The sequence below is a fragment of the Romboutsia sp. genome, from assembly GCF_035470145.1.
Classification (GTDB): Bacteria; Bacillota; Clostridia; order Peptostreptococcales; family Peptostreptococcaceae; genus Romboutsia_D.
Genome location: NZ_DATIRC010000243.1, coordinates 1 through 3,243, shown reverse-complemented (window position 1 = coordinate 3,243; position 3,243 = coordinate 1). Strand labels below are relative to the sequence as shown.

The window sequence follows — 3,243 nt, the reverse complement described above, 5'->3', positions numbered from 1 at the left end:
TCATTTGAATTACTATTTTTATCAGTTTTATGGAGAAATTATATAAATAAAGCAATTATATTAAAGAAAATACCAAAGACTATACTTATAACACTATCTAAGTTAAGAGAAAAAAATAGTATAAAGAAATCAGCAGATTTTTTAAGAGGAATTTTAGGAACGCTATTTTTATCTAAAGAAGATAATAAGAATATAGATTTTACATTAGATAATTTAACAAAACTAATTCAGTGGTTGTCGGCTACAGGAGAATTTAAACAAGAAGTTAAAAGACTAAAAATATGGGAAAATTATTTATCTAATAAATCTGAAAAAGAAATTAACAATATAATATCAGCATCAGTGAATTTAGCACAATGGTTTGAAATAAAAAGTGAAGAGAAGTTAGGGCATTACACTGAAAATGTTAATAAGTTTCATAACACAACTTATAAGGAACATAAATATAGAGAAGATTATATATATTGTGGGCGTAAAAGAGTAGAATACCATTTAAATATGGTTGGAGCTGAAATAATGAATAGAGCTTACAGGCAAGATTTTCTTAAGACAAAAGAAAAAAGACTACTTTTACCTGCTTGTATGAGATTAAATTCTGATGATAATTGTAAAGCTATTAAAACTAAAGAAGGATATCTATGTGCAAATTGTACAAAATCATGTAAAGTGAACCAATATACAAAATTAGGGGAAAAACATAATTTTAAAGTTTATATTATTCCTCATGAGTCATCTGCATTTACAAAAGAAAAGCCTGAAACAGGATATATAGGAATAATAGGAGTTGCATGTGTTCTTAATCTTATTTCTGGAGGATATAAGGCTAAAGATTTAGGGTTTATTCCACAATGTGTACTATTAGATTATTGTGGATGTAAGAATCATTGGCATAAAAATGGTATTGTTACTGATATTAATATTGATAGATTATTATATACTATTGGAGAACACAAAATAAAAGCTTAAATAAATTCTATAAACAAACAAAGAGGTTACCTAAAATATAGGTAACCTTTTTTAATTACAAGGAAATAACATTAAATTTCGTTTGATAATTTATAATGAAAATGATTGTTTTACAGTTGCTACAATTTCACTTTATATCTTGTTATTGAGGTAAGTATGGAAGCAATTGTAAAGCTACTGGTATAGATACTTGAGCATAAAGATATACTATTAAGTATACTCGATTATAAATATTGGCTTAATTATAATAATAAATTTCCATCTTATAAAAAAGGAGAGATTACTATTAATAAAAAAATATTGTATCTAAAAGAATTATTACTTCTATTAATAGGTTCTTTATTAATGGCCTGTTCAATAAACATGTTTTTTGAACCCCATTTGATTGCACCAGGAGGAATTAGTGGCTTAGCTATAGTTATTAACTCCGTCACAGGTACTTCTTTATCGTTAATCAACCTATTACTTAATATTCCACTTTTTATAGTAGCTTATAAAATCTTAAGCAAAAATGATATATCTAAAACTCTAATTGGAATAGTTTTTTTCACTGCTTGTTTGCAATTTACTTCAAATTTAAGTCGGCTAAATGCTACTAATGACCCACTTTTAGCTTGTATAATTGGTTCTTTACTTTGTGGTCTTGGTCTTGGGATAATATTTAGAATAAACGGTACAACTGGTGGAACAGATCTTGTTGGATTACTTGTTAATAAGTTTTTTCCAAATATAAGTGTTGCTGTTTTGATGGGAATAGCCGATTTTATAGTAGTTGTTCTTTCGGGGATTGTTTCAAAAAAAATTGAAATAGCTCTTTATTCAGCCGTATCACTTTATATTATAGTTAAGGTTACTGATATTATTATAGATGGATTTGATTACTCTAAATCATTTACTATAATATCTAATAAATCAGAGGAAATAAGCCAAACTATTATGAATGAGTTAGAAAGAGGAGTTACTTTCATTAAGGGAGGAGGGGCTTATACAAAGGAAGAAAAGAATATAATTCTTGTTGTTGTATCTAAGCGTCAGGTTGTAACTCTAAAAAGACTGATAAAATCTATTGATCCATATGCGTTCACTATAGTTTGTGATATTCATGAAGCATTAGGTGAAGGATTTTCATCTATTTAAATAACAGTTATGTTATTTGTTTATATAATATTAGACTCACTTGCAATGGCAAATATAACTTATGATAAATGGTTAAAATTCATAACTCCTTTAATTATTATTATAGCAGTACTGGGAATTGGAGTTATCATATAAGTTTGAAGCTTTTATTGAAAATATTTAAAGACAGCCATTTTTGTGTCGAAAGAGTATAATAAATTGGCACAAGCAGATACTAAAAAAATCATAAAACACCTATGAATTTTGTTTTATGTAAAATAAAAAGAGCTAGGAAACAAAAATATAAAAGAAGGAAAGGAGATATAATGACAGAGAGAAAAGAAACAATAGAAGCAGGATGGAACTTAGACAACAGTTATGCTCATTTGCCGAAATCATTTTTTACCATCCTCAACCCAACCCCTGTACGCTCCCCAAAGTTGATTATTCTCAATTATCCGTTGGCAACATCTCTGGGATTCAACATTCATGCACTAGAAAGTGATGATAGCGTAGCGGTATTTGCTGGAAATCAGATTCCTGAAGGTGCTTTACCACTTGCTCAAGCTTATGCGGCGCATCAATTCGGGCATTTTAACATGTTAGGGGATGGTCGGGCTATACTTATTGGTGAGCAGATAACACCTTTAGGTGAACGATTTGATATTCAACTTAAGGGTTCAGGTAAAACTCCATATTCTCGTAGGGGCGATGGTCGAGCGGTGCTTGGACCGATGCTACGCGAATACATCATTAGTGAAGCAATGCATGCACTTGGTATTCCTACTACCCGTAGCCTAGCGGTGGTGACAACAGGTGAGACAGTAATTCGCCCAAAGGAACAAACTGGTTCAATTCTTACTCGTGTGGCTGCTAGTCATCTTCGCATCGGAACATTTCAATACGTTTCAAAATGGGGCACTGTTGAAGAGCTTAAAGCCTTGGCTGATTACACATTGCAAAGACATTTTACAGACGTTAAAACCGATGAGAATATATATCTTTCGCTACTTAAGGAAGTAATCAAGCGTCAGACTGTGTTGATTGCAAAATGGCAACTGATTGGCTTTATCCATGGGGTGATGAACACCGATAACATGACTATTAGTGGAGAAACTATTGATTATGGTCCTTGTGCCTTCATGGATACCTATGACCTAG

At 30.8% G+C, this 3,243-nt stretch carries 4 protein-coding genes; all 4 read left to right on the top strand.

Features of this window, described 5'->3' with window-relative positions; all coding sequences use genetic code 11:
* A partial coding sequence (locus tag VLM92_RS10370) for a DUF116 domain-containing protein (protein ID WP_325276272.1) occupies positions 1 to 966 on the top strand: 966 nt, incomplete at its 5' end.
* A gap of 300 nt (positions 967 to 1,266) precedes the next feature.
* On the top strand, positions 1,267 to 2,103 hold the full coding sequence (locus VLM92_RS10365) for a YitT family protein (protein WP_325276271.1): 837 nt from the start codon (positions 1,267 to 1,269) through the stop codon (positions 2,101 to 2,103).
* Positions 2,104 to 2,112: 9 nt separating this feature from the next.
* The gene (locus tag VLM92_RS10360) at positions 2,113 to 2,238 is read left to right on the top strand and encodes a hypothetical protein (RefSeq protein WP_325276270.1); all 126 of its coding nucleotides are present in this window, start codon (positions 2,113 to 2,115) and stop codon (positions 2,236 to 2,238) included.
* 170 nt (positions 2,239 to 2,408) lie between these two features.
* The coding region (locus tag VLM92_RS10355; RefSeq protein ID WP_325276269.1) for a protein adenylyltransferase SelO at positions 2,409 to 3,243 on the top strand (835 nt) is incomplete at its 3' end.

Excerpts from the sequence above, each read along its gene's own strand:
- VLM92_RS10360 (WP_325276270.1), top strand. The coding sequence starts at position 2,113 with ATGTTATTTGTTTATATAATATTAGACTCACTTGCAATGGCAAATATA.